General features: G+C 63.1%; 15 protein-coding genes and 1 pseudogene. 6 read left to right on the top strand and 10 right to left on the bottom strand.

Going from position 1 to position 13,372, the window contains the following annotated elements; translation table 11 throughout:
* Positions 1-2: 2 nt before the first annotated feature.
* From metG to ACYG9R_RS25520, 3 genes are read left to right on the top strand one after another with little or no spacing between them, the layout of a single operon-like run.
* Positions 3-1,553 carry a methionine--tRNA ligase gene (gene metG / locus ACYG9R_RS25530; protein WP_023824940.1) on the top strand — a complete coding sequence of 517 codons (1,551 nt, stop codon included), beginning with the start codon at positions 3-5 and terminating at the stop codon, positions 1,551-1,553.
* The gene (locus tag ACYG9R_RS25525; protein ID WP_023805223.1) at positions 1,553-2,341 is read left to right on the top strand and encodes a TatD family hydrolase; all 789 of its coding nucleotides are present in this window, start codon (positions 1,553-1,555) and stop codon (positions 2,339-2,341) included. The genes metG and ACYG9R_RS25525 overlap by 1 nt, the downstream gene beginning before the upstream one ends.
* A gap of 3 nt (positions 2,342-2,344) precedes the next feature.
* Entirely contained in the window at positions 2,345-3,154 is an 810-nt protein-coding gene (locus ACYG9R_RS25520; protein ID WP_023688471.1) for an MBL fold metallo-hydrolase, read from the top strand.
* Between the two features lie 23 nt (positions 3,155-3,177).
* Here the strand turns inward: ACYG9R_RS25520 and ACYG9R_RS25515 are convergent, their stop codons facing one another.
* The 10 genes and pseudogenes from ACYG9R_RS25515 to ACYG9R_RS25470 form a co-directional block, all read right to left on the bottom strand.
* Positions 3,178-3,939, bottom strand: coding sequence for a GNAT family N-acetyltransferase (locus ACYG9R_RS25515; protein WP_023824941.1), 762 nt, complete (start codon positions 3,937-3,939; stop codon positions 3,178-3,180).
* A gap of 334 nt (positions 3,940-4,273) precedes the next feature.
* On the bottom strand, positions 4,274-4,603 hold the full coding sequence (locus ACYG9R_RS25510) for a hypothetical protein (protein WP_023824942.1): 330 nt from the start codon (positions 4,601-4,603) through the stop codon (positions 4,274-4,276).
* Positions 4,600-4,749: a hypothetical protein gene (locus ACYG9R_RS25505; RefSeq protein ID WP_023748655.1), complete on the bottom strand. Its 150-nt coding sequence runs from the start codon at positions 4,747-4,749 to the stop codon at positions 4,600-4,602. The genes ACYG9R_RS25510 and ACYG9R_RS25505 overlap by 4 nt, the downstream gene beginning before the upstream one ends.
* Positions 4,750-4,793: 44 nt before the next feature.
* Positions 4,794-5,692 (bottom strand): annotated as a pseudogene (locus ACYG9R_RS25500) (alpha/beta fold hydrolase).
* A 52-nt stretch (positions 5,693-5,744) separates the two neighbouring features.
* Positions 5,745-6,521: a DUF2066 domain-containing protein gene (locus ACYG9R_RS25495; RefSeq protein ID WP_245260129.1), complete on the bottom strand. Its 777-nt coding sequence runs from the start codon at positions 6,519-6,521 to the stop codon at positions 5,745-5,747.
* Positions 6,522-6,628: 107 nt separating this feature from the next.
* A complete protein-coding gene (locus tag ACYG9R_RS25490; protein WP_023710519.1) occupies positions 6,629-7,405 on the bottom strand; it encodes a pyrroline-5-carboxylate reductase in 777 nt (258 codons plus the stop codon).
* 23 nt (positions 7,406-7,428) lie between these two features.
* On the bottom strand, positions 7,429-8,307 hold the full coding sequence (locus ACYG9R_RS25485) for an aldose 1-epimerase family protein (RefSeq protein WP_023824944.1): 879 nt from the start codon (positions 8,305-8,307) through the stop codon (positions 7,429-7,431).
* A gap of 174 nt (positions 8,308-8,481) precedes the next feature.
* A complete protein-coding gene (locus ACYG9R_RS25480) occupies positions 8,482-9,198 on the bottom strand; it encodes a Bax inhibitor-1/YccA family protein (protein WP_023824945.1) in 717 nt (238 codons plus the stop codon).
* Between the two features lie 39 nt (positions 9,199-9,237).
* Positions 9,238-10,014: an anti-sigma factor family protein gene (locus ACYG9R_RS25475; RefSeq protein WP_023824946.1), complete on the bottom strand. Its 777-nt coding sequence runs from the start codon at positions 10,012-10,014 to the stop codon at positions 9,238-9,240.
* A complete protein-coding gene (locus tag ACYG9R_RS25470) occupies positions 10,011-10,544 on the bottom strand; it encodes a sigma-70 family RNA polymerase sigma factor (RefSeq protein WP_023688465.1) in 534 nt (177 codons plus the stop codon). The genes ACYG9R_RS25475 and ACYG9R_RS25470 overlap by 4 nt, the downstream gene beginning before the upstream one ends.
* A gap of 175 nt (positions 10,545-10,719) precedes the next feature.
* On the opposite strand from ACYG9R_RS25470, the gene ACYG9R_RS25465 reads away from it, so the two are divergent.
* The 3 genes from ACYG9R_RS25465 to mazG all read left to right on the top strand — a co-directional run bounded on the left by ACYG9R_RS25465 (position 10,720) and on the right by mazG (position 13,372).
* Positions 10,720-11,157 carry a DUF3592 domain-containing protein gene (locus ACYG9R_RS25465; protein ID WP_023706554.1) on the top strand — a complete coding sequence of 146 codons (438 nt, stop codon included), beginning with the start codon at positions 10,720-10,722 and terminating at the stop codon, positions 11,155-11,157.
* Between the two features lie 129 nt (positions 11,158-11,286).
* Positions 11,287-12,471 carry an amino acid aminotransferase gene (locus tag ACYG9R_RS25460; RefSeq protein ID WP_023691284.1) on the top strand — a complete coding sequence of 395 codons (1,185 nt, stop codon included), beginning with the start codon at positions 11,287-11,289 and terminating at the stop codon, positions 12,469-12,471.
* A gap of 76 nt (positions 12,472-12,547) precedes the next feature.
* Positions 12,548-13,372 carry a nucleoside triphosphate pyrophosphohydrolase gene (gene mazG / locus ACYG9R_RS25455; RefSeq protein WP_023691283.1) on the top strand — a complete coding sequence of 275 codons (825 nt, stop codon included), beginning with the start codon at positions 12,548-12,550 and terminating at the stop codon, positions 13,370-13,372.

The following is a 13,372-nucleotide window of genomic DNA, read 5'->3' as shown; positions in this document are numbered from 1 at the left end:
TCATGTCACGCGACACATTCTACATCACAACACCGATTTTCTATCCGAACGGCAAGCCGCATATCGGCCACGCCTATACAGTCATTGCAACCGACGCGCTGGCCCGCTTCCAGCGCCTGGACGGCAAGGACGTGCTCTTCCTCACCGGCACCGACGAACATGGCCTCAAGATGCAGCAGACGGCCGAGAAGGAAGGCATAACGCCACTCGCGCTTGCCGACCGCAACTCGGCGATCTTCCGTTCGATGACAGAGGTCCTGGGCGGCTCGAATGATGACTACATCCGCACGACGGAACCACGCCACTACGAGTCGTGCCAGGCGATCTGGAAGGCTATGGCGGCCAATGGCGACATCTATCTTGACCGCTATAGCGGCTGGTATTCGGTCCGCCAGGAAGCCTATTTCGAAGAGAGCGAAACCACGCTCGGCGACGACGGCGTGCGCCGCGAGCCACTTGGCTCGCCGGTCGAATGGAATGAGGAGGAAAGCTACTTCTTCAGGCTTTCCGCCTATCAGGACAAATTGCTTGCGCTGTACGAAAGCCAGCCCGATTTCGTCGGTCCGGCCGAGCGTCGCAACGAGGTGATGAGCTTCGTCAGGTCCGGCCTCAAGGATATCTCGATCTCGCGCACGACCTTCAATTGGGGCGTGCCGGTGCCGGGCGACGACAAGCATGTGATGTATGTCTGGGTCGATGCCCTGACCAACTACATCACCGCTGCCGGCTATCCCGACACCAAGGCCGAGCAATGGCGCTACTGGCCGGCCACGCACATTATCGGCAAGGACATCGTCCGCTTCCATGCCGTCTACTGGCCGGCTTTCCTGATGTCGGCCGGCATCGAACTGCCGAAGCGCGTCTTCGCGCATGGCTTCCTGTTCAACCGCGGCGAGAAAATGTCGAAGTCGGTCGGCAATGTCGTAGACCCCTTCACCATGGTCGAGCACTACGGCCTCGACCAGGTGCGCTATTTCTTCTTGCGTGAGGTGCCATTCGGCCAGGACGGCAGCTACAGCCATGACGCGATCGTCAACCGCACCAATGCCGATCTCGCCAACGGTCTCGGCAATCTGGCGCAGCGCTCGCTGTCGATGATCGCCAAGAACTGCGGCGGCGTGGTGCCGCATCGCGGCGAGCTGACCGAAGCCGACAGCGCGATCCTCGACCAGGCGGTGGAAGCGCTGGGTACCGCGCGCCAGGCGATGGCGGAACAGGGCATCCATCTCGCGTTGGCGGCGATCTTCGGCGTTGTGGCGGAAGCGGATCGCTACTTCGCCTCGCAGGCACCCTGGGCGCTGAAGAAGACCGATCCGGCGCGCATGGAAACGGTGCTGTGGACGACCGCCGAACTGGTGCGGCGCGTGGCATTGCTGTGCCAGCCCTACATTCCGGGGTCGGCCGGCAAGCTGCTCGATCTGCTGGCGGTGCCGGCGGACACGCGCGACTTCGCGCATGTCCATGCCGACTATGCGCTGGTGCCCGGCACGGCGCTGCCCGCGCCGGAGGGCGTGTTTCCGCGTTATGTCGAAAACCCTGAGGCGAGCGCCTGATGCTGGTCGACAGCCATTGCCATCTCGAGTTTCCGGATTTCACCGAGGAGCGGGCGGCCATCGTCGCCCGCGCCAAGGCTGCCGGTATAGGTCACATGGTGACCATCTCGACACGCGTGAAGCGGTTTGCGCAAGTGCTTGAGATTGCCGAGAGTTTCGACGAAATCTATTGCTCGGTCGGCACTCATCCTCACAATGCCGGCGAAGAGCTGGATGTGACGGCTGAGGACCTTGTGCGCCTGTCCGCGCACCCGAAGGTGGTGGCGATCGGCGAGGCCGGGCTCGACTATTTTTACGACAAGGCGCCACGCGATGCGCAGGCGCAGGGCTTTCGTACTCACATAGCGGCCGCGCGCGAGACCGGCTTGCCGCTGGTGATCCATTCGCGCGATGCCGATGACGACATGGCTGCCATCCTCGAAGACGAAACAGGGAAGGGCGCCTTCCCCTTCATCCTGCATTGTTTTTCGTCGGGGCGACGGCTGGCCGACGTGGGCGTCAAGCTTGGTGGCTATGTGTCCTTCTCGGGCATACTGACCTTCAAGAACTCAGCCGATTTACGCGCCATCGCAGCCGATGTGCCGCATGACCGGCTGCTGGTCGAGACCGACGCACCGTATCTGGCGCCGGTGCCGTTCCGCGGCAAACGCAACGAGCCGGCCTATGTCGCGCATACAGCCAAGGTGCTGGCGGAGACGGTCGGCGTTGGCGAAGCCGAGATCGCGACGCTGACGACGGCGAACTTCTTCCGGCTGTTCGGCAAGATGCCGCGGCCCGCCGGGCTCTGACGCATGAGCGACCGGCTGCGCCTCACCATCCTCGGCTGCGGCTCGTCACCTGGCACGCCGCGCATCACCGGCGATTGGGGCAATTGCGACCCGGCCAATCCGAAAAACCGGCGTACACGCTCAGCCGCGCTCGTCGAGCGGATAGCAGCCAACGGCGCCAGAACCACGGTCGTCATCGACACCGGGCCTGATTTCCGTGAGCAGATGCTGATGGCGGCCGTCCGGCGCATCGACGCCGTCGTCTATACGCATCCGCACGCCGACCACATCCACGGCATCGACGATCTGCGCGGCTACGTGCTGGAGCAGCGCCATTTGATCGATGTCCATGCCGACCAGCCGACCATGCTCAGGCTGCGCGAAGCGTTCGGCTATTGCTTCGAGACGCCGTTTGGCAGTTCCTATCCGCCGATCGTCAGGCCGCACATCATCGATCACGCAAGGGCGGTGACGATCGAAGGCGAGGGCGGTGCCCTCACCCTCGAGCCGCTGCCGCAGATCCATGGCGACATCATTTCGCTCGGCTTCCGCATCGGCGGGCTGGCCTACTGCCCCGATATAAGCGACTTCCCGGATGCCACCGCCGAGCGGCTGCGCGGCCTGGAAATGCTGGTCATCGATGCCTTGCAGTACCATACCCATCCCAGTCATCTGTCGCTCGGTCAGGCGCTTGGCTGGATTGAAAAACTGGCGCCGAAACAGGCCGTGCTGACGCATATGCATGTGCCGCTCGACTATGCCACGGTGAAGGCCGAGGTGCCGGCCAACGTCACTCCGGCCTATGACGGCATGGTGATCGAAATCCCTTTATGAGACAGCATGATACGAGCAGATCTTTATAAGGACGTTCGGTTCTTCGGCGCGAAGATCAGCAGCGTTCCAATCCGCTCATAGCCCATGCGGGGATAAAGCAGCGCTCCGGCACGCGTGGCCAACAGCATCGAGCACCGCGACCCATGCGCTTTGTCGTCATGCAGCATTTTGGCCATCAGCGCCTGGCCGATGCCTCGACGCCGGTGCGAAGGCTCGACAAACATTGCCGAGCACCATGTGGCGCCGACGGCGTCTATGCTGCGCACACGCCCGACGATGGCGTCGCCATCGAGCGCCACATACTGGCGAAACGGCGCATCGTCGCCGAGTTGATCGTCTGGAAGTGGCCGCCTGCGTATGACCTTTCCCAGTTGTGCAGCGCGTTCAGCCGTCCTCACGCGTTCGATAGAGACGATTGCTGGCGGGTCTGGAATTTGGCGCAGCGACTGGACGAAAAAGCCTTCCGTCCGCAGCAGCCGGTAGCCGAGCGCCTTGTAGGCAGTTCGCGTCGGTTCGTCCGGGCCGTCATTCGCGATCACGACCGAAACGGCAAAGCTTGGCCGCGCATGCTGCCGCACGATGGCATCGGCTTCCTCGGCGGCGACGTCATGGACGATCCATTCTTCGCCACGGTAGTCGCGTGCATTCTTGCGCTCGGCATCGCGCATCAGCCACAAGGGTCCGACGCGGCTGGCTTCGTAGGGAAAGGAACGGCTCTTGTCGGTACTGAAGCCGTGCACGAACACTTCGATCGCCGCTTCGATGTCACGCTTTCCTGTCGTCATCGACACAGCGTAGCGTTGGCCAACGGCTCAAGGCAACACGCGTCGGTCATGCCATGAAATCCGCGTCATTTCCCAGCTGCAACCTGATGCATAAGTTCCATAATCTATCTTATGCGACTTTTCATAGTGGCTGCTGCTTCCATTAGGGGCGTGCCAATATACGCCCTGCTGACTGAGATGCAGGCCGGCGGCTCTGATTGCTTGGCGGGAGGAACGTTGACGAAGCAGTGGCGAAATGAGTTGGCGTGGTCTTCATTTCTCAAGGGATGGCGCCTTTCGCAAAGGCCTCGACTTCCTGCTCGACCGGCCCGCGCCGGGATAACGAACAGGAGCGTCATCCCGAAAAGCTTTCCAGGAGGCCGCTGAAGGCTGCTGCGACTGCAACAAGATGGAAGACGCCAAGGGCCAGCCATCTGGAGCCGCCCGCGCCCGCAACAAATGCCCCATAGGCAGGAAACTGCAGCGCAGCCAATCCGATGGAAAGGCTGGTGATCGTTGTGTTGGTCAAAAGCGTTGCCAGCATGGGGACCGGATAGAGAAGTCGCGCCAGCCCATAGTCGCCATGCCCGGCTCCGGCCGAATAGAGCGCCAGGAAAAAGGCGACGGGCGTGATGCCGAGGCCGACAAGGAACCCTGCCCGCGAGGAGAATTTTGGCGACGTCATCTGGCCATGGCCATGGCGGCCGGTGGGTCGCGGTCGTCAGGCGCGAGCTTGGACGAAGTGACAAGCAGATTCTCCTGATCGGCCCGCGACTTCGGCTCGATCGCGATTTGCAGCAGAGCCCAGGGCGCGGCAGACTTCTCCATCATGACGCCATGGTTGCAGATTGATCGGGTGGCCGCAACGGAGGGGTCTACGCCCGGCCGGCCGCCCGGCCCGTCCCTTTCGCTTCCTGACTGTGGACGCGCGCCAGAAAATCGCGCACCAGGGGAAGCGCCTCATCGAAATGGGTTTCGAGCAGCCAGTGGCCGGCGCCGCCGATGAGATGAAGTTCTGCTTCCGGCAAATCGCGGTGGTAGGCATGCGCCGATTGTGCCGGCATGTAACCATCCTCGGGGCCCCAGACAATGAGCGTCTGCGGTTGGTGCTCGCGCAGATAGCTCTGATAGCGCGGGAACCAGCCGAGGTTCGCCTCCAGCTTCTCCATCAGGCCGACCGCGAGCCGCCGGCGGATCGGCGTGTCCATCAAAGGCCAGTGGAGTTTCCAAAGATCGGGAGGCACGCGCTCGGCTACAGCGTAATCCACCTCTCCGACAAACTCGTGCCGGAACCCCTCCTCGCTCACCGCCTCTTCCAACGGCCGGTGCTTTTCGGGCGTCTTTTCCTTCCAATAGGCTTTTATCCCAGCGTATTTCGGCCCGAGAACATCCTGGTATATATCGCCGTTCTGGATGATGAGTGCCGCGATGCGCTCGGGATGTGCGATGGCGTGGCGCAGTCCGATCTGCGAGCCATAATCGTGCAGCCAGAGAGCATAGCGCGACATGCCGAGCGCATCGGCGAAAGCTGTCAGAAACTCGGCATAGGCAACATTTCGGGCGTGGCGCTATAGCCAAAGCCGGGAAAGTCCGGCGCGAATGTATGCCAGCGATCGGCAAGTGCCGGCATCAACCGTCGGAATTGATAGGACGAGCACGGATAGCCGTGCGGCAGGAGAAGGACGGGAGCATCAGGCGGGCCGTCTTCGCGATAGAAGATGCTGTTTCCGTCAATGTCGATCCGGCGATGTTGCAATTCTACCTCCTTGCTCAAAGCTTGCCCGCCACTTTGTTTACGGTGCTCCGGCAAGAAGGTTCCCTTGAAGTCAGGGCGTGACGGCTTCCGGCTGTCCATTCCCCGACAGGATCTGCAGCGTTCCGCGCGTGGCGTTGCGGAACGCATCGTCGAAACTGACGCCACGTACCTGCCAGCGATAGTCCTTATCCTTGAAGCTGAGCCGCCAGTCGCCGACCCAGCCCAGCGCTTCCTGGCGCCATACCAAAGTGCCGGCAAGCAGGGCGTCCCCATCCAGCGTGTTGGCCACGTCGGCGAGCGCGACGTCGGACGGCCGAGGCAACTCCAGCGGCAAACCGGTCCGGTGCGCCGCGTCCGCCAGCGCAACGCGCATATCCGCCGCAAGCTCGCCGCCGCCATCGCGCACCAGCGTGAAGCCGTCGCCTTTCATCGGCCTTACATCCAGCAGTGCGACGATTTTTGGCCGCGGCACCGCCCACGGTTTGCGCCCGAGCGACGCCAGCAAGGCATCGATCTTGTCCGGGTCGAAATCGGCGGTGATGTAATGCGGCCGGTCGTGGGTGCCCTGCTCGTCATGCGGCGGGCGGTTGTTGAGCAGGTCGCGGTAGCCGACACCAGTGACATAGTCGGCCGCGTGCCGGCTCATGTCCGCAACACGCGGGTCGCCGATCAGCCGCGGGTCGCCGGAAACCTTGACCAGCACCTCTTCAAGGCACGGCGCCAGGCCCCACGCCCGGTTCTCCTCGCCAGTGCCGCTGGTCACCGACTGCGCGCGGTAGATGCTGGCGCGGTCGATGTCGGCGGCAGCGACCGGAAAGACAATCAGCACAGCCAGCGCCGCTGCCACAAAGCCCAATTTCAAGCATCCAGGCACCCGCCGACCCTCCCGAAACGGTCCGGAACATCCGTTGGAGCCATACTCCTGATCATCAGGGAACTTCAAGGTGCCGCCCATCAAGGCGTATCGCCGACGATGCGCCGGTGTACGCCGTCCAGGCTCTCGGTGAGCGCCTCGAACACGTTTCGCGCCGTCAGTTCGCGAAGAACCTGTTCGTTGATGCCGCCGCGCGTCGCATAGTCCTGCGCCAGATGCATGAAGTCGGCATCCGGCGACATATCAGGAGCGCTTCCCAAGGCTTTGAAAAGCGAGGCGATGTAATCGCGCCCCTTCCCTTCCTCCACGCCATTCCTCTTGAGCCAGCTGTTGATCGTATCGAGATATCTGAAGTAGCTGGCATAGGTTGCGGTGGCCACGCTCAACGCGTTGAATTCGGCTGAGTTCTCGACCTCGATCACTTTCCCCAGATTGCCGAACAAGGCAGCGACAGTGGCATCCGGCGGGCAGATGATCGTTGCCCCCAGCCGGTGGGCGATCATCGGCATGGGCAGCGCTTTCGTCACCTGGTGCGCGGGTGCGGTCAAGCGGGCAATCTCCTCGCGCGGCAGCGTGGCGATCAAGCTGATGAGGTGATGCTCGCGCCGAAACCGCAAACCCGGCAGGACGTCATGCGCAATTTGCGGCCGGACAGCCAGCATGACCAGGTCGCATTGATCGAGAACCGCCTGATTGTCATCAGCGATACGCACATCCGGATAACGGGCTGCCAGCTCTGCGGCGATCTCTTCATTGCGCGGCGACAGCAGCACGGAGACGGAGTTATCCGCGACGGATTTGAGCCCGCTGACAATGGCCGCTGTAAGGGCACCCGTGCCGATGAAGCCAAGTTTCATCGCGCCTGTCTCTGGTTCATCGGTCACAGCGGCGCATGCTCGAGCCGTACCTGATAGCTCAGCACGCGCTTTTCACCGGGCGCGATCAGCATCACGCCCGGCTTGTCCGCGAACTCGCCATCGAAATCCACGGGGCTGGCAAGCCCGTGCCAGGGTTCGATGCACAGGAACGGAGCGCCGCCCGGCTTCGACCAGATGCCCAATTCCTTAAAACCCTGCCACGACATCTCGATCGCCGCACCGTTCGCGGCGGCATAGCGCACGCTGGTGCTGGCCGGCCGGTCGAGGATCACGGCGTCTGCCTCGAACAGCTGTTCGGAAAGCGCCAGCGTTTTGCCTTCGATAGGCGTCGGCCGCGGTGCAGCCAGCACCAGGCCATCCTTCAGCCGGCGGATCGGCGCCGGCTCGTCCTGGGCAAAGGTCAGGTGGTAGTCTGTCTTGGCGAGCCCCGGCTGCAATGGCCAATTGAAAGCCGGATGTGCACCGATGGAGGCTGGCAGCGTCTCGTCGCCGGTGTTGGCAATCTCGAAGCTCACACCAAGTTCGCGACGCTCGAGGGTGTAGGTGATGGCAAGGCGAAAGGCGAACGGATAGCGCGTGCGTGTATCGGCATCGTCGGTCAACACCAGCGTGCAGGATCGGGGGCTCGCGTCAGCCCACACAAATGGCTTGTCGCGGGCAAATCCGTGCTGCGTCAGGGGATAGACCCGGCCCCGATGGCGAAGCTGGTCCCCCTTCAGCCGGCCGACGATCGGAAACAGCACCGGCGAATGCCGCCGCCATTCCGGCCCGGCCTGCCACAAAAACTCCAGACCCTCGGCATTGCGCAAGGAGACGAGCTCGGCCCCCTGCCCGACAATGGTTGCCGAGATGCCGTCGCCGTGAAGCGTCACTTGTTCCATGCGTTCTCGCGGAAAGCTGCGTGCGAGCGGCAGGTTAGCAAAAGCCCGCATGGACTCAAGGGCGCAGCGACATCGCGCTGATAGCGGAGCGATGTCTCCACGGCAAAACGACAGTGGCCGGAGATTCTCCTCCGGCCACTGCGAGATCGAGATTGTTGCCTTGCTACGGTTCGACTATTCGCGCTCGCCGGTGAAATTCAGCAACAGCTGGAAGATGTTGACGAAGTTCAGGTACAGCGACAGCGCGCCGAAAACGGCGAGCTTCTGCTGCGATTCCGCGTCGAAATTCTCCGCATACTGTTCCTTGATCGTCTGCGTGTCCCAGGCGGTCAGGCCGACAAAGACGGCAATGCCGATCACCGAGATGGCGAACTGCAGCGCGGTCGAGCCAAGGAAGATGTTGACGACGCTGGCGATCACCACACCGATCAGGCCCATGATCAGGAAGGACGAGAACTGGGTCAGGTCGCGCTTGGTCGTGTAGCCGTAGAGGCTGGTGGCGCCGAACATGGTGGCGGTGATGAAGAAGGTGCGCGCGATGCTGGTGCCTGTGAAGACCAGGAACACCGAAGCCAGCGACAGCCCCATCACCGCACAGAAGGCCCAGAACATCGCCTGGGCGCTCGCCGCCGACATCGTCTGCATCTTGAACGAGAACAGCAGCACGAAGGCGAGCGGCGCCAGCATCACCACCCATTTCAGCGGGCTGGAAAAGATCGGCACGTAGAGGGCCGGCGTCGAAGCGACCACCATGGCGACGATGCCGGTGACGACGAGGCCGATGCCCATGTAGTTATAGACACGCAGCATGTGGCTGCGCAGGCCCTCGTCATAGACGGCGCCGGCGCGCGCGCCAGTGCCCATGCGGTATCCGAGGTCAGGGGTATTCATTGCGGGTTCTCCTTATGTGGTCTCAGTAAAGTGTCCTGATCAGTAAAGTGTCTTGGCAAGCGTCTCGGCGGCGCGGTCGAGGTCGTGGACATCGCTGCGCGCGACGACCGCGTACGCGACCTCGCCGATCTGGAAATAGGCAGAGGAGATGTCGCCGGAGGGCGCGATGGCAGGCTTGACCACGTCGAAGGTTCCGGGCCGGATCGCAAACAGCGAGACCAGCCCCATATCCTTCGTCTCCAGCGCCACCTCGACGCTCGGCCCGAAGCGCGACGGATAGATCTGCACGTCGCGGACCTTCCAGTCCTTGGGCAGCAATGGCATGACGATTGCGGTGGCGGCGCGGATTTCGTCGCCATTGTAGTTGGGCGCCTCCAGCTGCGAGGGCATCGCCTCGCGCATGAGCGTCGTCTTGTGCGCCCGGATCGCTTCTTCGACATAGGCGGGCGGCGGCGGCGAAGCCACAACCTTGGTCACCAGCAGCGGCCCGAAGAGGCCGTTCGCCAGCCAGCCGGCAGCGACAAAGATGGCGACCGCCGCCGCCCGCTGCAGCACGGCGAAGACGCGGCGACTGGCCAGCCCCCTGCCCAGCCGGCGCGCGACTTCAGTCGTCGCGGGCCGCGCCATTCCTGTGGATGCGGCCAGCGCCAGACGCAGCTCGTCGCGCGTCCTCAAATCGGACATCACCCGGGCCGCTGCCTCCGGACGAGCCGACAGGAACGCCTCGACCTCAATGCGGCGCGCGACATCCAGCTGGTCGTCGACATAAGAATCGAGATCGGTATTGGTCACCGGGTCCCGCAACAGGTCGGTCATGACGGGTCTCCCACGATCCTCAGATGGCTTTTGGCCGGCGAAGGTGCAGCGTTTTCCATCTCGCGCAGTGCTGCGCGCGCCCTGCCGATGCGTGACATCAGCGTGCCCAGCGGCACCCCGCTGGCGTCGGCGGCCTGCTGGTAGGAAAGGCCCTCGATGGCGACCAGATGCAGCGCCGAACGCTGCTCCTCCGGCAGACTGAAAAAGGCCTCGCGCACCTGCGCCAGTCGCACGGAATGTTCCTGAGGCGCCGGCGTGCTGGCATCGGTGAGATAGCCGGCCTGCTCGACACGCGCTGCTTCCGACCGGCGCGAGCGCATCTTGTCGATAAAAGCGTTGTGGACGATCGACAGCAACCATGCCCGCAGATTGCCGCCCGAGCGGAATGTGTCGCGCCGCTCGTAGGCGCGCACCAGCGCATCGTGCACCAGATCCTCGGCGTCAGTGCCGTCGCGCGTCAGCGAACGTGCGTAGCGCCTGAGCGAACCCAGCTGTCCGACAATATCGAAGCGTGGCATCGACCGTTTCATGCCCCGTTTACGAAACAGGCGGGGATCTTAATCCATCGCCACCAAAACTTTTTTGCGTCGCCACAATAGGCATCATGCAATCAGAAGTTCGCTGCGCACTTACCCATCTCCCGTGCGGCAGATGTTTGCTTTATGGATGAAGTCTAGCCTTATCCGTCTGTCCTAGGAGCAAAAGATGGCCAATGGTAGTCGTGTAACGGGTTTTGCAGCGTTGCCGATCGTCGGCAGGGTGTTCATCATCTTTGGCATTGTCGGACTGATCGCTTCCGGCGTGCTGGCCATCGTCGAGATGTACGGCCCTCGTACCGCTTCGGCGACAGGCAGGATTGTCGCAGCCGAATACAATCCCCGCATCGAGTTCTCGACCGCCGACGGCACCGTCATCCGCTTCAACAATGCCGTCCACAGCTCGTTCTGGGGTGATGGCGACAGCGTCCCTGTCGCTTACGACCCAACCAATCCGCAAAATGCCTCCGTCGACAGCTTCGCCGGACGCTGGTTCCTTGCCGGGCTGGCCGGCATGCTCGGCGGTTTCTCCCTGCTGACCGGCATCGGTCTCGCCGTGATTGGACGGGTGCTTATCCGGCGGATTGGAATGAACCCGTCGCCATAGCCGCCGACCCCTGCCGTACAGACAAAGCTTGGCGTAACGGTCCAGTACGCTAGCGGACTGGCGCAGATGGAAGCACTGGCGAAACGCGGCCGCTTTGCGTATTACTCCGCCGCCATTGGAGCCGTATTGATGTTCGAGACCCTGCAACCTGCCCCGGCTGACAAGATCATCGCCTTGATCGGCCTCTATCGCGCCGATCCGCGCCCCGGCAAGATCGATCTCGGCGTCGGCGTCTACAAGGACCGCGACGGCAGGACGCCGGTCATGCGCGCCCTGCGCGAGGCCGAGAAGCGGTTGCTGCAGGACCAGGACACCAAGACCTATCTCGGCCTTGCCGGCGACACCGGCTTCAACACGGCGATGGTCAAGCTGGCCTTCGGCCCCGCTGCCGACATGACGCGCATCCGCGCCGCGCAAGCGCCTGGCGGTTCCGGCGCGCTGCGGCTGGTGGCGGAGCTGTTGAAGCGGACCCGCCCCGACGCAACCGTCTGGCTGTCGGACCCGACATGGCCGAACCATCCGCCGGTGATGCGCGGGGCCGGCCTCAAGGTGCGCGATTATCCCTATTTCGATGCCGTTTCCGGCGCGGTGCGCTTCGACGAGATGCTGGCAACGCTTGGCGCAGCCGAGCCCGGCGATATCGTGCTGCTGCATGGCTGCTGCCATAACCCGACCGGCGCCAATCTCGATATCGCGCAATGGGCCAGCGTCACCGATCTTGTCGTCGAGCGCGGGCTGTTGCCCTTTGTCGACATTGCCTATCAGGGCTTTGGCGAAGGCCTGGACGCCGATGCGGCCGGCTTGCGCCTTCTCGCGGGCAAGGTGCCTGAAATGGTCGTTGCCTCGAGCTGCTCGAAGAACTTTGCCGTCTACCGCGACCGCGTCGGCGCGGCGATGATCCTGGCGAAGGATGGTGCGCAAGCCGATGTGGCGATGAGCCAGATGCTGGCGGCGGCGCGCGCCATGTATTCGATGCCGCCGGACCATGGCGCCGCCGCCGTGCGCATGGTGCTGGAAGATGATGGCCTTCGCGCCGACTGGGAGGCGGAGCTGGAGGAGATGCGGCTGCGCATGCTGAGGCTGCGCGTCCAGTTCGCCGACGCGCTGCGCCGGCAGTCCAACTCCGACCGCTTCGACTTCATCGCCAGCCATCGCGGCATGTTTTCCAGGCTTGGCCTGACCGAGGCGCAAGTCGAGCGGCTGCGTGCCGAGTATGGCGTCTACATGGTCGGCGACAGCCGCATCAACGTCGCCGGCCTGCCCGAGGACGGCATGGATGACCTCGCCAAGGCGGTTGTGTCGGTACTCGGCTGAAGCTCGCTGTGGACAATCTCCCCTCTCCGGCTGACGCCGTTGGCCGCACGACAGGCAGCGGGATAGCATTCGCCGCATGAAACCTTCGCGCGACATTTCCCGGCTGATCGAGATCATGGCGGCGCTCAGGGCGCCGAAGACCGGTTGTCCCTGGGACATCGAGCAGGATTTCTCGACCATCGCGCCCTATACGATCGAGGAAGCCTATGAGGTGGCCGACGCCATTGCGCGCGGCGATCTCGACGATCTGCGCGACGAATTAGGCGATCTCCTGCTGCAGGTCGTCTACCACGCGCAGATGGCTGAGGAAGCCGGCGATTTTGCCTTCGGTGATGTGGTCGAGGCCATCACCACCAAGATGATCCGGCGCCATCCGCATGTCTTCGGCGACGAGAAGGCGCGCAACGCCGGCATGGCAAAGGGCATGTGGGAAAAGATCAAGGCTGAGGAAAAAGCCGAAAAGCGAAGTGCGCGCCTCGCCCGCGGCCTCGACCCCGAAGACCATGGCAAGGGTTTCCTGGACAGCGTGCCCGTCGCCCTGCCCGCTTTGACTCGTGCGCTGAAGCTGCAGGAAAAGGCAGCGCGTGTCGGTTTCGACTGGAGCGAGGCAGCACCCATCCTCGACAAGATCGAGGAAGAGATCGGCGAGCTGCGCGAGGCACTGGCTAAGGGCGAAACGGCTGAGATCAAGGACGAATTCGGCGACATGCTGTTTGCCGTCGTCAATCTGGGGCGTCACCTCAAGCTCGATTCGGAAGCGGCGCTTAGCGGCACCAACGAAAAGTTCCGCTCGCGCTTCCACTATGTCGAGCGCGCGATCGATGCATCGGGAAGCACGCTCGAAAAAGCCACGCTGGACGAGATGGAAGTGCTCTGGCAGCAGGCCAAGGGCGTGAAATAA

The organism is Mesorhizobium sp. RSR565B (assembly GCF_054719465.1).
This window is presented reverse-complemented; position numbering and strand designations above follow the sequence as displayed.

What these genes read in the sequence shown, in the direction of transcription:
- metG (WP_023824940.1), top strand. Translation starts at nt 3, where the DNA reads ATGTCACGCGACACATTCTACATCACAACACCGATTTTCTATCCGAAC.
- ACYG9R_RS25525 (WP_023805223.1), top strand. Translation starts at nt 1,553, where the DNA reads ATGCTGGTCGACAGCCATTGCCATCTCGAGTTTCCGGATTTCACCGAG.
- ACYG9R_RS25520 (WP_023688471.1), top strand. Translation starts at nt 2,345, where the DNA reads ATGAGCGACCGGCTGCGCCTCACCATCCTCGGCTGCGGCTCGTCACCT.
- ACYG9R_RS25515 (WP_023824941.1), bottom strand. Translation starts at nt 3,939, where the DNA reads ATGACGACAGGAAAGCGTGACATCGAAGCGGCGATCGAAGTGTTCGTG.
- ACYG9R_RS25510 (WP_023824942.1), bottom strand. Translation starts at nt 4,603, where the DNA reads ATGACGTCGCCAAAATTCTCCTCGCGGGCAGGGTTCCTTGTCGGCCTC.
- ACYG9R_RS25505 (WP_023748655.1), bottom strand. Translation starts at nt 4,749, where the DNA reads ATGATGGAGAAGTCTGCCGCGCCCTGGGCTCTGCTGCAAATCGCGATC.
- ACYG9R_RS25490 (WP_023710519.1), bottom strand. Translation starts at nt 7,405, where the DNA reads ATGAAACTTGGCTTCATCGGCACGGGTGCCCTTACAGCGGCCATTGTC.
- ACYG9R_RS25485 (WP_023824944.1), bottom strand. Translation starts at nt 8,307, where the DNA reads ATGGAACAAGTGACGCTTCACGGCGACGGCATCTCGGCAACCATTGTC.
- ACYG9R_RS25480 (WP_023824945.1), bottom strand. Translation starts at nt 9,198, where the DNA reads ATGAATACCCCTGACCTCGGATACCGCATGGGCACTGGCGCGCGCGCC.
- ACYG9R_RS25475 (WP_023824946.1), bottom strand. Translation starts at nt 10,014, where the DNA reads ATGACCGACCTGTTGCGGGACCCGGTGACCAATACCGATCTCGATTCT.
- ACYG9R_RS25470 (WP_023688465.1), bottom strand. Translation starts at nt 10,544, where the DNA reads ATGAAACGGTCGATGCCACGCTTCGATATTGTCGGACAGCTGGGTTCG.
- ACYG9R_RS25465 (WP_023706554.1), top strand. Translation starts at nt 10,720, where the DNA reads ATGGCCAATGGTAGTCGTGTAACGGGTTTTGCAGCGTTGCCGATCGTC.
- ACYG9R_RS25460 (WP_023691284.1), top strand. Translation starts at nt 11,287, where the DNA reads ATGTTCGAGACCCTGCAACCTGCCCCGGCTGACAAGATCATCGCCTTG.
- mazG (WP_023691283.1), top strand. Translation starts at nt 12,548, where the DNA reads ATGAAACCTTCGCGCGACATTTCCCGGCTGATCGAGATCATGGCGGCG.